The 17,095-nt window shown below is 66.4% G+C and carries 18 protein-coding genes and 1 tRNA gene; 13 read left to right on the plus strand and 6 right to left on the minus strand.

Going from position 1 to position 17,095, the window contains the following annotated elements; genetic code table 11:
• Nucleotides 1–280: 280 nt before the first annotated feature.
• Entirely contained in the window at nt 281–406 is a 126-nt protein-coding gene (locus ACOACQ_RS11615) for a hypothetical protein (protein ID WP_378605520.1), read from the plus strand.
• A gap of 29 nt (nt 407–435) precedes the next feature.
• On the opposite strand, the gene ACOACQ_RS11620 is transcribed toward ACOACQ_RS11615, so the two are convergent.
• Complete coding sequence (locus tag ACOACQ_RS11620; RefSeq protein ID WP_420288327.1) at nt 436–1,437, minus strand: LuxR family transcriptional regulator; 1,002 nt, start codon at nt 1,435–1,437, stop codon at nt 436–438.
• Nucleotides 1,438–1,535: 98 nt separating this feature from the next.
• Here ACOACQ_RS11620 and ACOACQ_RS11625 point away from each other — a divergent pair.
• The 6 genes from ACOACQ_RS11625 (at nt 1,536) to ACOACQ_RS11650 (ending at nt 5,372) form a co-directional block, all read left to right on the plus strand.
• A tRNA-Arg gene (locus ACOACQ_RS11625) sits at nt 1,536–1,608 on the plus strand.
• A 235-nt stretch (nt 1,609–1,843) separates the two neighbouring features.
• A complete protein-coding gene (locus tag ACOACQ_RS11630) occupies nt 1,844–2,080 on the plus strand; it encodes a helix-turn-helix domain-containing protein (RefSeq protein ID WP_420288328.1) in 237 nt (78 codons plus the stop codon).
• Nucleotides 2,073–3,317 (plus strand): tyrosine-type recombinase/integrase, encoded by a 1,245-nt coding sequence (locus tag ACOACQ_RS11635; protein ID WP_420288329.1) that lies wholly within the window; start codon nt 2,073–2,075, stop codon nt 3,315–3,317. Before ACOACQ_RS11630 ends, ACOACQ_RS11635 begins: the two co-directional genes overlap by 8 nt.
• Nucleotides 3,318–3,550: 233 nt before the next feature.
• Entirely contained in the window at nt 3,551–3,805 is a 255-nt protein-coding gene (locus ACOACQ_RS11640; protein ID WP_378597075.1) for a hypothetical protein, read from the plus strand.
• A gap of 409 nt (nt 3,806–4,214) precedes the next feature.
• Nucleotides 4,215–4,802, plus strand: a complete 588-nt coding sequence (locus tag ACOACQ_RS11645) for a helix-turn-helix domain-containing protein (protein ID WP_378597076.1) — start codon at nt 4,215–4,217, stop codon at nt 4,800–4,802.
• Between the two features lie 42 nt (nt 4,803–4,844).
• On the plus strand, nt 4,845–5,372 hold the full coding sequence (locus ACOACQ_RS11650; RefSeq protein ID WP_420288330.1) for a hypothetical protein: 528 nt from the start codon (nt 4,845–4,847) through the stop codon (nt 5,370–5,372).
• On the opposite strand, the gene ACOACQ_RS11655 is transcribed toward ACOACQ_RS11650, so the two are convergent.
• Nucleotides 5,373–5,852, minus strand: a complete 480-nt coding sequence (locus tag ACOACQ_RS11655) for a hypothetical protein (RefSeq protein WP_378597078.1) — start codon at nt 5,850–5,852, stop codon at nt 5,373–5,375.
• Nucleotides 5,853–6,056: 204 nt separating this feature from the next.
• Complete coding sequence (locus ACOACQ_RS11660) at nt 6,057–7,232, minus strand: IS110 family transposase (RefSeq protein WP_378596265.1); 1,176 nt, start codon at nt 7,230–7,232, stop codon at nt 6,057–6,059.
• Between the two features lie 1,272 nt (nt 7,233–8,504).
• On the opposite strand from ACOACQ_RS11660, the gene ACOACQ_RS11665 reads away from it, so the two are divergent.
• From ACOACQ_RS11665 to ACOACQ_RS11690, 6 genes are all read left to right on the plus strand, one after another.
• Nucleotides 8,505–9,548 (plus strand): sugar ABC transporter substrate-binding protein, encoded by a 1,044-nt coding sequence (locus tag ACOACQ_RS11665; RefSeq protein WP_420288331.1) that lies wholly within the window; start codon nt 8,505–8,507, stop codon nt 9,546–9,548.
• Nucleotides 9,549–9,551: 3 nt separating this feature from the next.
• Nucleotides 9,552–11,102 (plus strand): sugar ABC transporter ATP-binding protein, encoded by a 1,551-nt coding sequence (locus ACOACQ_RS11670; protein WP_420288332.1) that lies wholly within the window; start codon nt 9,552–9,554, stop codon nt 11,100–11,102.
• A 52-nt stretch (nt 11,103–11,154) separates the two neighbouring features.
• Nucleotides 11,155–12,189: an ABC transporter permease gene (locus ACOACQ_RS11675; protein ID WP_420288333.1), complete on the plus strand. Its 1,035-nt coding sequence runs from the start codon at nt 11,155–11,157 to the stop codon at nt 12,187–12,189.
• An 11-nt stretch (nt 12,190–12,200) separates the two neighbouring features.
• A complete protein-coding gene (locus tag ACOACQ_RS11680) occupies nt 12,201–12,620 on the plus strand; it encodes a nuclear transport factor 2 family protein (protein ID WP_420288334.1) in 420 nt (139 codons plus the stop codon).
• 149 nt (nt 12,621–12,769) lie between these two features.
• Nucleotides 12,770–13,888 (plus strand): NAD(P)H-dependent flavin oxidoreductase, encoded by a 1,119-nt coding sequence (locus ACOACQ_RS11685; protein WP_378597086.1) that lies wholly within the window; start codon nt 12,770–12,772, stop codon nt 13,886–13,888.
• A gap of 164 nt (nt 13,889–14,052) precedes the next feature.
• On the plus strand, nt 14,053–14,676 hold the full coding sequence (locus ACOACQ_RS11690) for a TetR/AcrR family transcriptional regulator (protein WP_420288336.1): 624 nt from the start codon (nt 14,053–14,055) through the stop codon (nt 14,674–14,676).
• 17 nt (nt 14,677–14,693) lie between these two features.
• Here ACOACQ_RS11690 and ACOACQ_RS11695 read toward each other — a convergent pair whose 3' ends face one another.
• Genes ACOACQ_RS11695 through ACOACQ_RS11705 form a run of 3 tightly spaced genes read right to left on the minus strand, consistent with a single transcriptional unit; the run spans nt 14,694 to nt 17,076 of the window.
• Entirely contained in the window at nt 14,694–15,188 is a 495-nt protein-coding gene (locus ACOACQ_RS11695; protein ID WP_420288338.1) for an acyl-CoA thioesterase, read from the minus strand.
• 26 nt (nt 15,189–15,214) lie between these two features.
• On the minus strand, nt 15,215–15,910 hold the full coding sequence (locus ACOACQ_RS11700; RefSeq protein WP_420288339.1) for a nitroreductase: 696 nt from the start codon (nt 15,908–15,910) through the stop codon (nt 15,215–15,217).
• Between the two features lie 8 nt (nt 15,911–15,918).
• Nucleotides 15,919–17,076, minus strand: a complete 1,158-nt coding sequence (locus tag ACOACQ_RS11705) for a thiolase family protein (RefSeq protein ID WP_420288340.1) — start codon at nt 17,074–17,076, stop codon at nt 15,919–15,921.
• Nucleotides 17,077–17,095: the final 19 nt, after the last annotated feature.

Genomic DNA, 17,095 nt, shown 5'->3' on the forward strand with positions numbered 1-17,095 from the left:
GTGATGACCAGTCGGGCTTTCGACACCGGTGCAGCGTGGTGCGCGGATCTTTCCTATGTCTTGAGAGATCCCTTTCCTATGTCCTGAGCCAGAACACCTCCGCCTCCGCCAAGTGACAGCACGAGACCCCGAGTGAGGACCCCCTCACCCGGGGTCTCGCTTATGCCGGGAAGTTGCGGCAAGATGGCAGGGCGTGGTCTGGACATTTGGGGGACGGTCACGCTTCTCGGGCTCCAGAGGGAGGGTTCCGGGAGGGACCCCACTAGCTAGGGGAATGACGATGAAGAAGATTGCTCGCAAGGCCGCTCTCGCGTTCGCTGTGATGATCGCTGCCGTCGGCGTTGTCTCGATTCCGACCGCTGCCGAGGCAGACAGCGGCTGGGGCTGGGTCATCGGCCGCAACTGAGCTGTGCCCGGGCCGTCCGGCCCTGACGGTCAGCCGCCGCTGGTGTCCTGACCGGCGATGCCGCGCTGACCCATGATGTAACCGAGCTGGAAGCGCGTCTCCGCGTCGTACTCGTCCTTGAGCTCGGCGACATAGCCCGCATACGTCCGCGCGCTCACGCCGAGCCGTTTCGCGCTCACCGCGTCCGCGTGGCCCTCGATGAGCATCCGCATCGTCATCGCCCGCTGCTCGGTCGCGATCTCCTTCATCACCCGTTGCTCGCCACTGGCGAACGGACGGCCGCGCGCGAAGGCGCGCTCGAAGACGTCCACGAGGTACGCCACGATCGCGGGCTCTCGTACGACGACCGCGGTCGCCAGGCTGTCGGCGGCCGGGATCAGCGCCACCCGCCGGTCCACCACGATCATCCGGTTGAAGAACTCGTCCAGCGTCCGCACCTCGGCGCCGTGCTGGGTCACGTCGGCGACGTACTTGTGCGTCGCGGGGTGACGCCGCGCGCTGTGCTGGTAGATCGTGCGCATCGAGATCCCGCGCTTGAGCGCCGCCACGTCGCGGGTGGCGGCCTCGGCGACCGTCTTCGCGCTGCGCGTGGTCTGCGGCTGCGCTGTCAGCAGCTCGGTCTCGGCGTCGCCGATGATCGAGGTGAGGTAGGGACTGATCGCCTCGCCGTGCAGGTAGAGGAACGGGCCCGACTCCGTCGCTGCCGGCGAACGGCGCCAGCTCTGCGTGAGGTTCGAGAAGGCCTTGGCCCAGCGCGCCGACTCGTCGATCAGCCGCGCGCCCTCGGTGCCGAGGGGCGTGACCACCCGCGACTGCGCATTGCTCGGCTCCACCGGACGCCAGGTCTTCCGGGTCTCGTCCAGCTGGAGCAGTCCGAGCTCGGTGAGCAGGTCGAACGCCCGTCGTACACGCGTCGTAGCGGCCAGCCGGGAGTCGTCAGCAGCGAGCCCGCCCTCGGCCAGGATCTGCTCGTAAAGTCTGGTTGCTTCGTCCTCGAAGAGCTCCCGGTCTTCGGGGTTCAGGCCGGTCATGGCGACATGCTTCCACACCCGACGTACGACGACAGGTGGTCGTGATTCGGCATCGACCCGCGCCCTCGGCTATTCTCGTCCGGTCGCGCAAGCGATGAGCGCCTGTAGCTCAACGGATAGAGCATCTGACTACGGATCAGAAGGTTTGGGGTTCGAATCCCTACAGGCGCGCAGATCGGATTCACCGCATGACCTGCGCAAACAGGTTCAGAGGCCCACTTCCCCCAACGGGAGGTGGGCCTTTCTCGGCCCAAAAACTGGCTCAAAAACTATTCGGGCCTCTCTGTCGCCTCGGGTCGGCCAGGGTCGCGAGTCCCCCCAACGTCCCCCCGAAATCGGCCAGCGTCCCCCCGCGTCCCCCCGGATCTGTGATCGCTCCGGACGAGTCTCCGCACCTTGGTGCCACATGGAGACCACCACGCACCCCAGCCCCCTGACCACGACCGCAGCCGACACCCTGCTGCTCACCCTCGACGAGGCCGCCCGGCAACTGCGCTGCGCGCGCCGCAGCGTCGAGCGCCACGTCGCCAGCCACCGCCTTCACGTCGTCCACCTCGGCCGCTCTGTGCGCATCGAGCGCCGCGAACTTGAGCGGTTCATCGCCCATATGCGGGACTCGTACGCGGAGGTCCGCGATGAGTAGGCCCCGCAAGCCTGTCGAGCAGACCACCTCCACGCTCTACCAGGGCGCCGACGGCAACTGGCACGCCCGCGTCACCATGGGCCGCCGTCCCGACGGCAGCACTGCCCGCAAGCACGTCCAGCGGCAGACGAAGGCGGAGCTGCGCGACGCCGTCCGCGACCTCGAACGCCGCCGCGACAACGGCACCTTCGTCTGGACCCACGACGACATCACCCTGGCCCAGTGGCTGGAGCACTGGCTCGAGTCCGTGCTCCCGATGACCGCACGCTGGAAGACCCTGTCGACGTACCGCAGCCAGATGCGCGTCCACGTCATGCCCGCCCTCGGGCAATGGCGACTCAGCGAGCTCCGCCCCGAGCACCTCGAAGAGCACTACCGACGGATGCAGACCGACGGCCACTCCACCCACGTCATCCGCGGCGTCCACCGCGTCCTGCGGTCCGCACTCAACGAGGCCGTACGTCGCCGACGGCTCGCCACCAATCCGGCCCTCGTCTCGCGCCCGCCACGCGCCGAGGACGTCGAGGTCGAACCGCTCTCGGTCGAGGAGAGCCGTAGTGTCCTCGCCGCCGCGCAATCCACGTTGCACCCAGCCCGGTGGTCGATCGCCATCTCGCTCGGACTCCGCCAGGGCGAGACGCTCGGCCTCCTGTGGCCCGACGTCGACCTCGACGACGGCGTCGTCCGGATCCGCCGAGCCGTGCAACGCCACACCTGGGAGCACGGCTGCACGGTCATCGACGGCGTGCCCTCGTGCGGACGGAAGCGCGGCGCGGAGTGCGAGCATCGGAGCGGTGGCGGCCTACAGCTGGTCGAACCGAAGACGAAGGCGTCGAAGCGGACCATCGTGTTGCCTCAACCGCTCGTAGACGAACTGCGTGCCCATCGGGCCGTGGTCAACCGTCGACGTCTCGCAGCCGGATCCGACTGGGACGACACCCACGACCTGGTGTTCCCCGCCGCCAGCGGTGGTCTGATCGATCCCGCAGGCGATCAGACCGCATGGAAGGCGCTCCTGCAACAAGCCGGCGTCAGAGAAGTCCGCCTCCACGACGCCCGCCACACCGCAGCAACTCTGCTGCTCCTGCAGAACGTCGACATCCGCACCGTCATGTCCATCATGGGCTGGACCGAGATGGCCACCGCCCAGCGCTACACCCACGCCGTTGATGAACTTCGACGTCGCGCAGCGCGTCAGATGGGGACGCTGCTCTGGGAGGGACAGGCGGAAGGGTGAGCCACGGATCGCATACGGAGGTAGGGCATTGCGCCCGCTGCCCCCGCAAGTCCTGGCATCAAGGCAGGATGACATCGGTGGAGACTGAGGTGTGGGTGAAGGTCGCCGGGTTTGTGTTGCTCGCGGCCGGTCTGTGGTGCACCGTCACAAGCCTGCGGATCGTCCACGTCGGAAAGAAGCTCGACACCCAGTAGTCACGGGGCTCCGCCCGTGCGCGCACGGCAATCCGTAACGTGAAGCACAAGGTGTTGGGCAAACCCTCGACTCAAACTATCCAGCCGACCTCGATAGCAGGCGGCTCCCTCGTCGGGAACATCACTCTCACGGCTACAGGTGCTGTGACCTCCGGCCGTGAGCCGACAACCGACGAGCGCGTCGAGGTGCTTGAACGCGACCTGGAACAGGTCCGCGAGGCTCTCAGTTCGCAGTCTCACGATCTTGGTGGTCGCATCGACAGTCTGCGGGCCGACATGGACAGCGGCGTGTGATCACTCAGTGCGCGAATGGAGGCGACAGAGACTGAGGCGTCGAAAGTCGATGCGCGCGATCAATTACGAGACATGGGGCCTGCAGTTCACCATCCTCGGCACGGTCTGCCAAGGCGCTGCGGAGTTCGTGTGAAAGCAGCGAACCCCGCTCAAGGGCGTTGTGTGCGGAGCCGCTGGAACCCCGCAGGTGAGGTAGGGGCGGTCCGAATCCTGGGCGCTACTCGGACGCGGGTGTGTCCGCCATCTGCTGTAGCCCATCGGCGAGCTCCGAACAATCCACGGGCTGGCCGAGGTGCTGTGCCCTGCGCATCAAGCGGCGGCTGAACGGGCTGAGCCCGTGGCGGCGGGTCGATCGCGAGCCCATGGCGGTGGTTCCTGATCGGGTACCATGACGCTGGAAGGGAGGCGCATGGACACGGACGCGCAGGACGTCGCGAGGCAACTGCGCGCAGCCCTGCGCCGCAGCGGGCTCAGTCTGCGCGGCTTCGCCGCAGCCCTGGGGACGTCTCACTCACGCCTGTCGTCGTACCTGAATGGCACGGCCAGTCCATCTGCCGCGTTCTTCCTGAGAGCACTGCGCCAAGGTGCTGCGTTGGGCGAAGCAAACGAGCGCGGATGGATGACACCGCAAAGCACCCGGCAGGCACTGAAGGACGCGATCGCGCAGGGCGATGATCGATGGGCCTTCAAGGTCATCACCCAGGCTCGTGACCAGGTTCGCGCAATGCTCGCCAGTCCGGGTGAGCCTGGCGCTGCGTGGGAGACCCGACCGTCGAGCACGAGTGAGGAGAAGTGGGACGGGCTGCTCGCAGCCCTCATTGCGCACGAGTTCGCGACGTCCGGTCGGACGCCGCCGGCATGGACTGAGTTCCGTGCGGCGCAGGAGTGGGTCATTCCGAACCTGTTGCTCGAGGAGACCGATATCCGCGAGGCGACACCCGCCTGGCTGGCTGAACGCGGCATCTACATCGCCCAACGCGACCTGATCACCGCCTGAGCGCCCCGACCGAGCTCGACGGCGACCGCCTGCGTGCACTGCTTGCCGAACTCGACAACCGGTTGGCGCAGCGGAATCTCGGCCGGCCTGTACGTCGTGGGAGGTGCCGCGATCGCCCTCACCATCAGCGAACGCCGGCTCACCCTCGACGTGGACGCGCTGGCCACCGACCAGGCTGTGTACGACGAGGCGGCGGTGATCGCCCGGCAACACGGGCTACCGCCGACGTGGCTCAATCCGAGCGCCGCGCCCTGGATCCCACCGCGCCCGTCCAAGCCGCTGCCAGTTACACCGGGACTCCACGTGGAGTACGCGCCGCTCGAGCACATCATGGCGATGAAGATGGTCGCGATGAGGGAGCGCGATTACCCGGACATCGCCGAGTTGGCGCGGTCGCTCGGACTGGCAGAGGCTGACGGAGCCGCCTTCGAGCAACTGCTGCGTGACGCCTATGGTGATGAGGACATCCTCGCGATGGCGCTCGGCATCCGCCACGACGACGATGTCAACGCCGAGCTCCGGCACCTTGGGCAGGCCACGCGCAGGATCGTCCAGCACTTCCGTCCGTAGTCAACGAGGCGGGCTGGGCCGTTCGAGGTCTGGCGAAAGTTCGCCCGCGATCAGGCGGATCCCGTTGCGCACGGGCAGCCACTCGGGGGCCGACAACGTCCCGTCGAGTCGCCTCCGCTCGAGATGCACCAGAAGCTTGCCGACGGCTTCCGGGTCGTTGCGAATGACTCGCAGCGCTTGGTCGGGTGACGGCGTCGCTGATCGCCGATCGCCGCCTTCGGTCACGGCCTCCGGTGCCGGACTGGATGCCGCCACGCCGCCCGACAACCCACGCTGAGCGCCTGCGGTAGGAGGGCGCGGTACCTCGACCACGCGCACCTCGATGGCACCTCTGCGCGCGCCGAGCCGTCTCAGCGCGGCGTCGTTTCGGCAGCGGGTCGAGCACCAGACCGGCCGGCGGCCGACGCCGCCGTAGATGACCGCTGCGCCGCAGCTCGGGCAGGTGGTGGCGTCTTCGTCAGATTGCTTGGGGCCGGTCACGACGTTGCCTCAGGTCGGGAGGCATGCGCGGTCATGCCAGTGTTTCGCACAATCGAAACATCGGACGTGCCGGCAATGGGCCTCTATGTCCAGCGCTTCGCGAGACGGGTTCCGGGAGTAGCCTCGTGCGCAGGTGGATGCGGGGCGAACGCTTCAGCGAAGAGCAGGATCGGGGCTGGAAGTTCTGTCACGCCGCTGGCCGTTTCAGGCCGTCAGTCGTGCCTCGTTTGCGTCGCCCGCATCCACCGCCAGCGTTCCTCGTCGTTGCCCGTTCGCGCCGGTAGCTGCTGGTTGTTGTACGACTTCGTGGGCGCGGATGTCGGCGCGCATGCGGCGGTAGACGACGTCGGAGAGTCGTCGTTTGAGGCAGCGCAGGGCTTCGCGTCGGGTCTTGCCTTGGGCTCGTTTGGCTTCGTAGTAGCGCCGGCCCTCGGTATCGGCGCGGATCTGGGTGATCGCGACCGTGTAGAGCGCCCGGTTGAGTTGTCGGTTCCCTCCGGGGTTGAACCGGTGCCGCACGGTGCGCCCTGATGATGCTGGGATGGGAGCTGTGCCGTTGGCTGCGGCGAAGGTGTCGCGGGTGGGGTAGCGGCGTACGTCGACGACCTCGGCGATGAAGCGGGCGGCGATCAGCGGACCGATGCCGTACTCCTCGGGCAGTGTGGTGCCGGTGTCCTCGACCAGTCCGGCGATGGTCTTGCGCAGCTCACCAGCTTCGGTGTCGATGGCCAGGATCCGCTCGAGGCGGCGGCGCGAGAGGTCGGCGCGGACCGCGCCTGGACCCGTGATCTGGCCCAGGAGGTCGATGGCTTGGTGGATGCGGACCTTGGTGGTCAACGAGCCGATCTGGTGCTGGTAGCCGGGCAGCAGTCCGGCGAGCTCGGCGTGGACGCGGTTGGCCAAGGCTGTTCGTTCGACGATGAGCTCGTCGCGGTAGTCCAGAAGCGCTCGCATGTCCGCGGCCGGTCCGACGGTCAGCCGCACCGGCGGGAGCGCGGGTTCGCGGGCAGTGATCCGTGCGATCGCGAGCGCGTCGACGGGGTCGGTCTTGCCCTGACCGGGCTTGGCGCGTCGCTCGCGGGAGGTCATCAGCGTGGGTACCTCGACCACCGCGAGTGTCTCGTCGGGGTGGTCCAGGGCGAGGTGGACTGCGACGGCGCGACCGTAGGCGCCTGAGCCTTCGATCCCGACGCGTTCGACGCTGTGGGTGGTCAGCAGGTCGGTGAGTTCGGTGAATCCGGAGCTGGTGTTGGGAAGTTCGCGAGAAGCGATAAGCAGTCCTGTTTGGTCGATGACCGCGACCGCGAGGGTGTCTTTGTGGGTGTCGATGCCGGCGTACAAGGAGCGGTGCCTTTCAGGATCGGAGTCCTGGGTCCGCATGGTCGGCGACGCGCAAGCATCTGCAGAACAACTGTGTTGCTGGTGGTTCCCATGCCTCTATCGGGCGTCACCGCCGACCCGGGGGACGCCGCCGGGAGGCAACCATTCTCAGAACCACGACCACCGCCGAAGGGCGGGGGACGGGCAGCAAGAGGTAGAGCCTTCCCGGCGGCGCTGCGGCCCCACAGGGGTTTATGACGGACGAAACTCTGCCGCAGATGCAAGAGGTGTGTAGCACTTCGTTCGTTGCGGAAATTCGGGGGGACGCTAGGCGTCGGTGAAAGCGGCAAGGCGCGTGGTCAGAGCGTCTGACGGCTTGGAATCAGTGGCTGGCTGAATGCGAACGGGGTGCTGGCAGTTCCCATGTGCGTGCTGGCTGGGGTGGAACCTGGGGCCCGCTTCTGGATCAGCCGGTCGGCGATTCGCCTGGCCGCGCCTTTATGACTCGCGAACGAAGGCGCTGGGAGGGAGGGCGCCCGTTGCGGGCGGCGCGTATCTACGCCCGTCATTGCATGCGTGCCGCTCGGTTCCGCTCGGTTCCGAGCCTCTCAATCTCCCGTGGCAGAGCTGGTCCTTGGACCCGTCGGAGTCCATCAACGATCGTCATTTCGGGCTTGCCGCCGATGACGACGGTGAGATTTCGGCGGAGATGTTTCGTGCCGCCGGAGCCGGGACGACAGCGGGCGCGCTGCCGAGCGATAGGGCCGGCGGCTTTGTGTGGAGAGCGCGAGCGCTGACGGAGGGTTGGCCCACATTGAACGCGCCCGCCAATTCGACGCCGAGGTCATCGAAACTCATGCGCCACGCCGAGAGCGTCCCCTGACCATTGGTGCACCGTGGAACGGGTTCAACGAGAGCCTCGAAGACCGGCGCTCGCAATACGCGGTGGCAAACAGCTGACCATCGTTGGAGAGATGATCGATGAGGTGGTGTTCGGCGGGATTGACCTAGCAAGTACTCATGCCACGGACTCGCGATCGTGAGCGTCAATGAGTCGGACGACCGCGTGGTGGACTAAGCGGGCGATGGTGAACGGCCGCGCGCCTACGTGCCGGCCGTCTGAGAGCGCGGATCGAAGGCGCAAAGTAAATTTCTGACGCAATCCGACAGAAATTTTATTACTGAACGGTCAGCGACTACGTATTCGGGGTAGTGTGCTCCGCATCACAGGTCGCGTGCACCTCACGGTGTGACGCCCGAAGCAACAGGAGAGTCATGCCTTCCCTACACCGCGCCCTCGCGCCCACCACGATCGCAATGATCGGGATTTCGATGGCCCTTGCTGCCTGCGGGTCGGATTCCGACTCCGGATCCGGCAAGGGGAGTACCAGCGACGCGGCCATCGTGCACGCCAAGTCGGAAGTCGAGAGGTACTCGGCATCCGCCGAGGTCAAGATTCCGGCTCTCGCGTCAGCCCCGCCGAAAGGGAAGACGGTCGCCCAGGTCAACTGCACCCTGCCGACATGCTCGGTCGGGGAGATGGAAGCGCCGGTAGAAGCTCTCGGCTGGGAGCTGGAGGTCTTCGAGTACGACCTCACCAAGGGGCCCCAGGATTACGTACGCGCCTTTGACCAGGCGTTGGACTCCAAGCCGGACTATCTCAGCATCACCATGGTCTTCCCGGAGGACATCGTGAAGGACCAGCTCGACCGCGCGGAGGCCGAGGGCATTCCTGTGATCGGCGCTGGCGGCGTGAACGAGGAGCGGCCGGTCGCCGTCATCCAGAGCGAGGTCCCCTTCCTCGAGGCTGGTGCCATCACTGCCGACATCGCGCTAGCTGACGCTGAGGGCACCATCGACGCGGTCATCCCGGTCGACCCCTCCATCCCCCTGCACACCACCATCGCCGAGGGAGCTCAGGCCGAACTCAAGGAGCACAGTCCCGCCTCAAAGGCGGAGATCCTCGAGCTGAGCCTGGCCCAGCCCGCAGCCACCAATGTCACCGGCATCGTGAACTACCTGAAGCGCAGCCCGGACACGAAGTACATCCTCTTCGGCGGATCGTCGCTGTACGCCGGACTTCAGCAGGGACTCGAGGCCGCCGGCCTGGCTGACAAGGTGAAGCTGATCCTCGCCTTCCCCTTCGAAAGCGACATCCAGGCCGTCAAGAACGGTGAGTTCATCGCCACTGTCGCCGGTGAGGCCACGCACCAGTGGCGCTCGGTGGACGTCATGGCGCGGCTCTCGGTAGGTGAGAAGATCACCGAGCAGAAGCCGACCAGCTCCTTCCGCATCATTACGCCGGACGCCGCGTCGCTCGAGAGCCTGGACCCGCCGAACTGGGCAGAGTCGTTCAAGGCAGCTTGGGGCGTCTGACCGATGTCCGACAACTCTCTCGAGGCGTCGGCGCTGGTCCTCAAGGGTCTGTCCAAGGCCTTCAGCGGTCAGTACGCGTTGCGGGACGTGAGCGTCGAGGTCGAGGCCGGTGAGATCCATTGCCTCCTGGGGCAGAACGGGTCCGGCAAGTCGACCCTCATCAAGATTCTGGCCGGATACCACACGCCTCAGGCCGGAGCGTCGGCGACGGTGTTCGGACGAAATCTTCACTTCGGGTCGCCGCCGTCGGGGCACGACTTGGGAATCCGTTTCATCCACCAGGACCTCGGCCTGATCGACACCCTGACGGTCGCCGAGAACCTGCGACTGGGCGAGCGCTACGCGTCCAGGCTCTGGCTGTCCGAGCGCCGTGAAGTGCGAAGTGCCCAGGCGATCTTGGATTCCTACGAGCTGGACATCGATGCGGCGGCGCCGGTCGCCTCGCTGGGAATGGCGCAGCGGACGATGGTCGCGATCGCCCGCGCGCTTCACCACGGCCCCGAGAGAGGGGGCATCCTGGTCCTCGACGAGCCGACTGCCGCTCTGACGGCTGCCGACAAGGAACTGCTCTTCCGCCTGATTCGAGCAGTTCGAGACCGGGGTTGCACGATCCTCTACGTCACGCACCGGCTTCCTGAGGTGTTCGACCTGGCTGACCGCGTCACGGTCCTGCGAGAAGGGCGGCTCGTCGCCACGCGCGCGGTGTCAGAACTGGATCACGACTCTTTGATCGAGCTCATTCTTGGGCGTCCATTGGAGGCGGTCTATCCCGACCACGACCAAGCCGCAGGCGCTGGAGTCCTGGCCGTCGAGCACCTCGCCGGAGGCCGTCTTCGCAATCTCACCTGCTCAGTCAGAGCAGGTGAGATCGTCGGGATCGTCGGTCTGTCCGGTAGCGGAGCAGAGGATGTTCCCCATCTGCTCTTCGGATCCAAGCCGCTGGACGCGGGTGTGATCCGCATCGACGGCAGCGTGGTGCGGATCGACTCGCCGTCCACAGCCATCAAGCACGGCATCGCCTTCGCTCCGGGCGAACGCAAGCGGCTGAGCGCCATGAGTGAGTGGAATGTGCGCGAGAACCTCACGTTGCCGCGGATCGAGGGTCGGGGTCCGCTCAAGTGGCTGTCAAAGCGATACGAGATCCGTGACACCGCGCCGCTGATCGAGGAGTACGACGTCCGTCCAGCGTCCACAGAGTCGACCTTCGGTGCGCTCTCTGGTGGCAATCAACAGAAGGTGGTCATCGCGCGCTGGATGCGTTGCGGGGCACGCATCTTCTTGCTTGAGGAACCCACCGCAGGCGTCGATGTTGGCGCCAAGCGCGGCATCTACGACGTCATCAACCGGGCGGCCGCTGATGGCTCAGCTGTCCTGCTCGTGACGTCGGACTTCGAGGAAGCGGCCGCGATGTGCGACCGCGTGATCGTCATGCGCAACGGAGCAGTCGGCTCCACATTGTCGCGCGAGGAGGCCTCCGTCGATCGCATCCTCGGCGAGGCGATCCGTACCACGACCTCAATCACCACCAACCAAGAAGGGCACGCTCATGTCTGATGGTCGTTCGTCGACGGTTGCCCCAGAGGCGTCGCGTCAGCAAGAAGACTCAATGGAGCTCGAAGAGGCCAGCGTCACCGCCGATCGACGCCGGAGCCCAGCTATCAACAAGTTCAGCATCGGGAAGTACAGCGGTGTCCTGATCTTCGCCCTGATCGTCCTGGTCTTCGGCATCTGGACGCCCGACACCTTCCTGACCGCGACGAACTTCCGCTCGATCCTGGCCAGCCAAGCGATCATCGCGATCCTCGCGCTGGGCCTCCTGTTCCCGCTGGCGGCCGGCGCCTTCGATCTCTCGGCTGCGCAGAACCTCGGTTTCTGTGCGGTTCTCTGCGGAGCGCTGCTGACCAAGAACGAGCTGCCAGTGCCCATCGCCATCGCCATCGCACTGGGCGCCGGCATCGTTGTCGGAATGTTCAACGGCTTCCTCGTCGCGGTCATCGGCATCAACAGCTTCATCGCAACGCTGGGCACAACGTCCTTGCTGACGGCAGGCTCCCAGGTCCTCACCGACGGCACCTATCTGGGACCGTTTCCCGACAGCTTCCAAGACCTCACCTCGGGGGCATTCTTCACGCTGCCCGTCATCGTGATCTATCTGTTCGTCTTTGCTGTGATCGCATGGTTCGTCCTCGAGCACACGCCGCTCGGACGACGGATCTACGCCGCCGGCGCCAACGCAGACGCCGCTCGTCTCACGGGAGTGAACACCACGAGGATGGTGTTCGGATCGCTGGTCATCTCCGGCTTCGCGGCGGCAGTGGCGGGAGTGCTGCTGGCCTCGACACTCGGTTCGGTCAGTTCGTCGCTCGGCCCCGAGTACCTGCTCCCGGCCTTCGCGGGTGCATTCCTCGGAACGACCCAGCTGAAGCCGGGGCGCTTCAATGTCGGCGGGACGATGCTCGCGATCTTCCTGCTCGGCACCGGCGTCCAGGGACTCCAGCTCGTCGGCGGTGAGGTCTGGGTCACCGCGCTCTTCAACGGCGTCGCTCTCATCGTCGCGGTCGGTGCCGTGCTCTTCGTGCGGCGTCTCCAGGACCGGCGCGCCACCCGTCGCCCAGCTCAGGGCTCGCGTTCCAAGTCGTGAGCGGGGCCACGGTGACTCTGGACCGCCACAGGTCCGATCTCGAGGCCATCCAGCACCTGATCGTTCTCTACGGACACGTCATCGACGACGCGGAATGGGATCGATTGAACGAGATCTTCGCGCCGGATGCGTCCTTCCAGATCGAGGGCACGGACATCGCGGTCTCCGGGCTCGACCGGATCGACGAGTTCATGCGCAGCATCACCCATCCGCTTGCACACTTCAGCACCAACGTCATGGTGGACCTTGATGAGGGAGCCGACGTGGCGACGGCGCGGGTCAAGCTGTTCGCGCCGCGAGCCAACGGGACCTCTGCGATCGGCACCTATCACGACGTCATCGTGCGCACGCGCCGTGGTTGGCGCTTTCAGCAGCGCATCGTCAAGGTGGCGGACCTCCATTGGCGATCCGCGCCGCTGGAGCCGTCCTAGCGTCCGAGCGGACCGGAGCTCGTAGATGCCTTCTGATCGCGGAGCTGGAGTGTGAAGGGGGATGCCGCGACCTGATATTTAATGTACGCTAGTAGTCAGTTAATATGGCCGAGCTTGCTGCGGCCCACCTCAACGGACGGACGAACCCCATGAAGACCTCGATCTGCGACTTGCTCGGAATCGATCTCCCGATCGTCGCCTTCTCGCACTGCCGGGACGTCGTGGCTGAGGTCACCAAGGCTGGAGGGTGCGGCGTCCTGGGGGCGGCACTGATGTCACCCGAGGAGCTCGAGGTCGAGATGACCTGGCTCGACGAGCAGGTAGGTGGGCGTCCCTACGGACTGGACCTGATCGTGCCGAACGCCTTTGCCGGGAAGGGGACAACCTCGACCGAGGCCGATGTCCCGGCGCACATCCGAGACTTCGTCGCCGGCATCCTGCGCCGTCATGACATGGATCCGGATCAGATCCCCACAACCCCGATGGCGTCCGAGGAGTCTCTGTCCGAGGCCTACGCGGGGGAAATGCTGCAGATCGCCCTCAAGCATCCTCTCGCGCTCATCGCGAATGCTCTTGGGACACCGCCTCCGATCATGCTCGAAATGGCGCGGGAGGCGAACGTCCCTGTCGGTGCTCTCGTCGGGACGAAGAAGCACGCGGCGGCTCAGGTCGCCGCCGGCGTCGACTTCATCGTGGCTCAGGGTTCAGAAGCGGGCGGACACACCGGGCAGGTATCCACCATGGTGCTGGTTCCTGAAGTCGTCTCGCATCTCAAGCAACTGGGCAGCAACGTCCCCGTGCTTGCGGCGGGGGGCATCGTCACCGGTGCCCAGATCGCCGCCTCGATCGCCATGGGTGCGGCCGGAGCGTGGACTGGGTCCGTCTGGCTGACTACGCACGAGGCGGAGACCGCCCCGTACACCAAGCAGCGAATGCTCGAGGCGTCGTCAGCCGACACCGTCCGTTCCCGTTTCAGGACGGGCAAGCCGTCGCGACAGCTTCGCTCTGAATGGCACGCCGAGTGGGAGGCGGAGGGCAGTCCTGCCGCCCTCCCCATGCCCTTGATGGGGTACGTCAGCGAGCCGCCGCTCAAGCGGGCCGATGTCCTTGCGGCCTCGGGTCACGAGGGTGCCAAGCGGCTCAGCACCTATTGGGTGGGGCAGGGGGTCGGCCTGATGAACAATGCCAAGTCCGTCCAGCAGGTCGTCGGCGACATGATCGAGGACTACCTGGAGGCCATCGATCGGCTCAACGGAACCATCGAATGATCAAAGGATCCGTCGGACCACGACGGTGCCACGGACGCGCGGTCATTGGCTGATCGCAACGGTGCGGTGTCCATTAACTGACGACTGGTGAGCTAGATTGGTGCGCGCAATCCCGGCCGCGTTGACGACAACGTAGGGCCGCCTGAGACGGTACGAAGGTTGACATGAGCGACGACGCGACCGAGGTCCTTGACAGTCCCAAGCGCAAACGCGGTCGCCCCCGCGACGCCAACATGGAGTCCCGGTTGCTGGGTGCCGCCATCTCGCTGTTCGGTTCGCGAGGGTGGGCCGGATTCAGCATCGAGCAGGTTGCCCGGATTGCGAAGGTCGGCAAGGGCACGGTGTACCTCCGTTGGCCCTCGGCTGAGGCGCTGCTGCGCGAGGCTTTGCAGAAGCGCCTGCGTTTCGTCGACGACCCGGACACGGGCCAGCTGCGAACGGATCTTCTCAGCCTTGCCCAGCAGTTGGCGGAGGTTTACGGCGGCGAGAACGGCCGGGCCTTCCTTCGCATCTACCTCGAGGGTGATGTCATCCCCGGTTTCGAGGAGTACTGGGAGTTTCAGCAGGACCAGATGCGGGTTGCCCGCAGGATCCTGAGGCGAGGCGAGGCACGGGGCGAAGTCGGCAACGGCATCCGGGTGACCACGCTGCTCGATGCCCTGTCGGGAGGCATTCTGATCCACACCCTCACTGCCCCTGCTCCCGTCGTCGCGTCGGAAGAAGCGACGACGCGCGTGCTCGAGGAACTTGTGGAGCTGGTGCTGGCCGGAGCGGCTCTCCAGGAGTAGCCGGCTGTGGGGCTCGCCTAGCGGTCCGAGCCGGGCGGCGTCCCGCCTCGCGGTCGCCACAGCGTGCTGCACTCCGCCACGGTCCCAGGCAGGCCGTGGTCGTGGCGTATCGCGGCGTCCAGGCTCTCGGCCAGGGCCGCGGGCATCGCGACGCTGTCACGCGTCTCCCGCGAGACGAAGACACTCACGCTCTCGATGCTGCATGCGAGCTGGTCTCGAGCCGCATTCACGACGTACGTCATGGTGTGCAGCGACCGTGCGGACCGGTGCAGGAAGCGGGGGTGCACGGTGAACCTCTCACCGAGGAGAAGCTCACCGGAGTACGTCGTGTGCTGCTCGGTGATGAAGAAGGACAGTCCCCGGGACCACACCTCCTCCAGGCCGAGGGACTCCTTGCGCGTCCAGACCGCACGAGCCCCGGCCCTGACGTAGTGGGGGAGACTCAGGTGATCGTTGGCGTCGACGAGATCATCGGTGACGACGGCGTCCAGCGTTGCGCTGATGGTCCGCACATCGTCGATGCTCGGTCGCCTCGTGCTCAGCTGCGCCACTGGACGATTGACGAGAGGTCGACCCTGCTCGTCCGGTAGTTGTTGGCCGGGTGCTGCTCGTCGGACCAGCCGAAGGAGACACCCAGGAGGACCGCCTCGTCGTCCCCGATGTCGAAGAACTCGCGCACCACCGGCGAGCGGGTCGCGATCGCTGCCTGCGGGATGACGGCGACACCGAGCGCCTCGCTTGCCAGCAAGAGGTAGCCGAGGAAGATCCCGGCATCGAGGACCCCGTACGCGCCGAGTGCGCGGTCGACAGTGATCACAGCGGCGTGCGGTGCCCCGAACAGCTCGAAGTTCTTCGCAGACTGACGTGCTGACGCCTGACGGTCGCCCTTCTCCACGCCGACCGCCTCGTACAGCTGCCAACCGCTCTCGCGACGACGCTCGAGGTGCACCCCCTCGTAGGCCCCCGGCATCGCGATGTCGGGATTGATCTCGGCGTTCGGTCCGTCGCTGAGCACGGTGCGGAAGCGCTCGGTCGCAGCTCCCTCAGTGACGTAGGCGTGCCACGGCTGGGTGTTGCACCAGGAGGGTGCCTGACGCGCCAGCTCGAACATTTCCTCGATCGTGGCGCGAGGGACGGGATCGCGCCTGAACGCGCGGTGGCTGTGCCTGCGCCGGATCACCGACGCGAGGACTGAGGCCTCGTCCGCCCCGGTCCCATCCAGCGACTCACCCATGCGTGTGGTCACAGACGCTCGATGATCGTGGCGTTCGCCATCCCGCCGGCCTCGCACATGGTCTGCAGGCCGAACGTGGCGTCGCGGCGCTCGAGCTCGTGCAGCAGCGTCGCCATGAGGCGGGTTCCCGAAGACCCGAGCGGATGCCCGATGGCGATCGCGCCTCCGTTCGGGTTGACCTTCTCAGGGTCGACGCCCACCTCCCGCTGCCATCCGAGGACGACTGGCGCAAAGGCTTCGTTGATCTCGAAGACGTCGATGTCGTTGACCGACAAGCCCGACTTCTCCAGCGCCTTCAAGGTGGCGGGGATGGGAGCGGTGAGCATCGTCACCGGGTCCGACGCAGCCAAGGTCATCGTGTGGACGCGCGCACGAGGGGTCAGGCCCAGTTCCGCTGCCTTCCGATCGCTCATCAGCAGGACGGCGCTGGCGCCGTCCGCGATCTGCGAGGCATTGCCAGCGGTGATCACGCCGTCAGCCTTGAAGACGGTGCGCAGGCCGGCGAGCTTCTCCAGGCTGGTGTCCGGTCGGATGCCCTCGTCCGAGTCGAGGAGGCCGTTGATGCCCTTGATGGCCACGATCTCGCGGGCGAAACGGCCCTCGGCCGTCGCGGCAGCGGCGAGGCGGTGGGAGCGGAGGGAGAACTCGTCCAGCTCCGTGCGCGTCAGGCCCCACATCTCGGCGATCAGCTCGGCGGCGACGCCCTGACCCTGGATGCCACCCTGGTCGGCGTAGCGCGCCTTGATCCGGTCGCTGTAGGGGTCCTGGTCCAGGTTGTTGGTGATGGAGGACGTCATGGGCACGCGCGTCATGCTCTCGACGCCAGCGGCGATCGCCACGTCGTAGGCGCCACTCTGGATGGCCTGGGCGGCGAAGTGGATGGCCTGCTGCGCGCTGCCGCACTGACGGTCGACGGTCGTCGCTGGCACTGTCTCGGGGAATCCGGCGGCCAGAACGGCATTCCTGGAGATGTTGACGGCCTGTTCCCCGATCTGGATCACACAGCCGCCGATGACGTCGTCGACGAGCGCGGGGTCGATGCCGGTGCGGTCCACGATGGCGCGCAGCGTCTCTGCCATCAGGTCGACCGGGTGCCATTCCGACAGAGCTCCGTTGCGTCGGCCGGTGGGGGTCCGGACTGCTTCCACGATGACTGCTTGGTGCATGGGGGGTGACCGCCTTTTC

The sequence above is a fragment of the Nocardioides sp. CPCC 206347 genome, from assembly GCF_048654605.1.
Lineage (GTDB): Bacteria > Actinomycetota > Actinomycetes > Propionibacteriales > Nocardioidaceae > Nocardioides.

What these genes read in the sequence shown, in the direction of transcription:
- ACOACQ_RS11615 (WP_378605520.1), top strand. Translation starts at nt 281, where the DNA reads ATGAAGAAGATTGCTCGCAAGGCCGCTCTCGCGTTCGCTGTGATGATC.
- ACOACQ_RS11620 (WP_420288327.1), bottom strand. Translation starts at nt 1,437, where the DNA reads ATGACCGGCCTGAACCCCGAAGACCGGGAGCTCTTCGAGGACGAAGCA.
- ACOACQ_RS11630 (WP_420288328.1), top strand. Translation starts at nt 1,844, where the DNA reads ATGGAGACCACCACGCACCCCAGCCCCCTGACCACGACCGCAGCCGAC.
- ACOACQ_RS11635 (WP_420288329.1), top strand. Translation starts at nt 2,073, where the DNA reads ATGAGTAGGCCCCGCAAGCCTGTCGAGCAGACCACCTCCACGCTCTAC.
- ACOACQ_RS11645 (WP_378597076.1), top strand. Translation starts at nt 4,215, where the DNA reads ATGGACACGGACGCGCAGGACGTCGCGAGGCAACTGCGCGCAGCCCTG.
- ACOACQ_RS11660 (WP_378596265.1), bottom strand. Translation starts at nt 7,232, where the DNA reads ATGCGGACCCAGGACTCCGATCCTGAAAGGCACCGCTCCTTGTACGCC.
- ACOACQ_RS11665 (WP_420288331.1), top strand. Translation starts at nt 8,505, where the DNA reads ATGGCCCTTGCTGCCTGCGGGTCGGATTCCGACTCCGGATCCGGCAAG.
- ACOACQ_RS11670 (WP_420288332.1), top strand. Translation starts at nt 9,552, where the DNA reads ATGTCCGACAACTCTCTCGAGGCGTCGGCGCTGGTCCTCAAGGGTCTG.
- ACOACQ_RS11675 (WP_420288333.1), top strand. Translation starts at nt 11,155, where the DNA reads ATGGAGCTCGAAGAGGCCAGCGTCACCGCCGATCGACGCCGGAGCCCA.
- ACOACQ_RS11685 (WP_378597086.1), top strand. Translation starts at nt 12,770, where the DNA reads ATGAAGACCTCGATCTGCGACTTGCTCGGAATCGATCTCCCGATCGTC.
- ACOACQ_RS11690 (WP_420288336.1), top strand. Translation starts at nt 14,053, where the DNA reads ATGAGCGACGACGCGACCGAGGTCCTTGACAGTCCCAAGCGCAAACGC.
- ACOACQ_RS11700 (WP_420288339.1), bottom strand. Translation starts at nt 15,910, where the DNA reads ATGGGTGAGTCGCTGGATGGGACCGGGGCGGACGAGGCCTCAGTCCTC.
- ACOACQ_RS11705 (WP_420288340.1), bottom strand. Translation starts at nt 17,076, where the DNA reads ATGCACCAAGCAGTCATCGTGGAAGCAGTCCGGACCCCCACCGGCCGA.